Below are 1,046 nucleotides of genomic sequence, written 5' to 3'. Positions count from 1 at the left end.
CTATGTTGTATCGCTCGACGGACTGCCGCTGTCGTCGTGGCGCTCCCGTGGTGAACTTGTCCCATAGTGCCTCCTTCCACTCAGGGGAAAAGATTGCACCATCAAAACCCGGGATCAAACACCTAGGGGCTATTCACCATGATGTGCTCCGCCAACTACGGGAGGAGGAGTAAATGCAATTAATTGCACATGCTGCTAACCTCTGCAGGAGCGACCATGCTGGACCACCGTTCGTACCGCTCGGGAAAAACGAGCTTGGTTTCAACGGACGCATGGACATACACAATGGTCCATGCAGGACACCGTCGCCCACCAACCGAATGCTTCGCCCGCCCCTAGGCGACCGGGCCGCATTGTGCTTCGTCGGAAGAAGACAGGGCAGACCCCTTCGACAGTTACATCCAAGGCCCTCACACTCCCCGTCCACTCAGAAGAGATCGCTGTCCTGCGCGCTCATCTCAGATCAGAAATCGAGAGTATCTTGTTCGATAACGAGTAGGCGATCATGACCCGCGCAGCCATTTATGTGCGGGTGTCGACCTCTCGGCAAGCGGAGCACGACCTATCCCTGCCAGACCAGATCGCACAGTGTCGCGCGTGGTGCGATCGACAGGGGATTGAGGTAGCCGAAGTCTATTCAGAACCAGGCGCGTCGGCTTTGGATGACGGCAGACCCGTATTCCAGGAAATGATCTACGCAGCCAAGCGAGACGATCATCCCTTTGATCTGATTGTCGTGCACTCGCTCTCGCGGTTCAGCCGGGATGCATTGCACTCCGAGTTCTACATCCGAGAGCTTGCCAAAGTTGACGTTCGGCTGGCGTCGATCACCCAGGACATAGCCCCGGATGGACCAGGTGACTTTATTCGTAAGGTGCTGAACCTCTTCGACGAGCATCAGTCGAAAGAAAACGCCAAGTGGCCTGACCCCATAGGGTGGTCCGGTTTCAGTCTTAATGCATGATCGGCTTTGGGGCTATTGCCTGTGCAGATGGGGGTGCCGATCCGCGTGGTGGCGCAGGCCAGATAATGGCCTGCGGTGCCGG

1 protein-coding gene is annotated in these 1,046 nt (G+C 57.0%); it reads left to right on the top strand.

The window, feature by feature from the left end; translation table 11 throughout:
- The first annotated feature begins 505 nt into the window (after positions 1-505).
- Positions 506-964: a recombinase family protein gene (locus tag HKD40_RS17620; protein ID WP_169197069.1), complete on the top strand. Its 459-nt coding sequence runs from the start codon at positions 506-508 to the stop codon at positions 962-964.
- Positions 965-1,046: the final 82 nt, after the last annotated feature.

Origin of the sequence: Devosia sp. MC1541 (assembly GCF_012847305.1) — a bacterium.
GTDB lineage: Bacteria > Pseudomonadota > Alphaproteobacteria > Rhizobiales > Devosiaceae > Devosia.
The sequence above is the reverse complement of the archived record's forward strand: the minus strand, read 5'-3'. Positions and strand labels throughout refer to the sequence as shown.

Excerpts from the sequence above, each read along its gene's own strand:
- HKD40_RS17620 (WP_169197069.1), top strand. The coding sequence starts at position 506 with ATGACCCGCGCAGCCATTTATGTGCGGGTGTCGACCTCTCGGCAAGCG.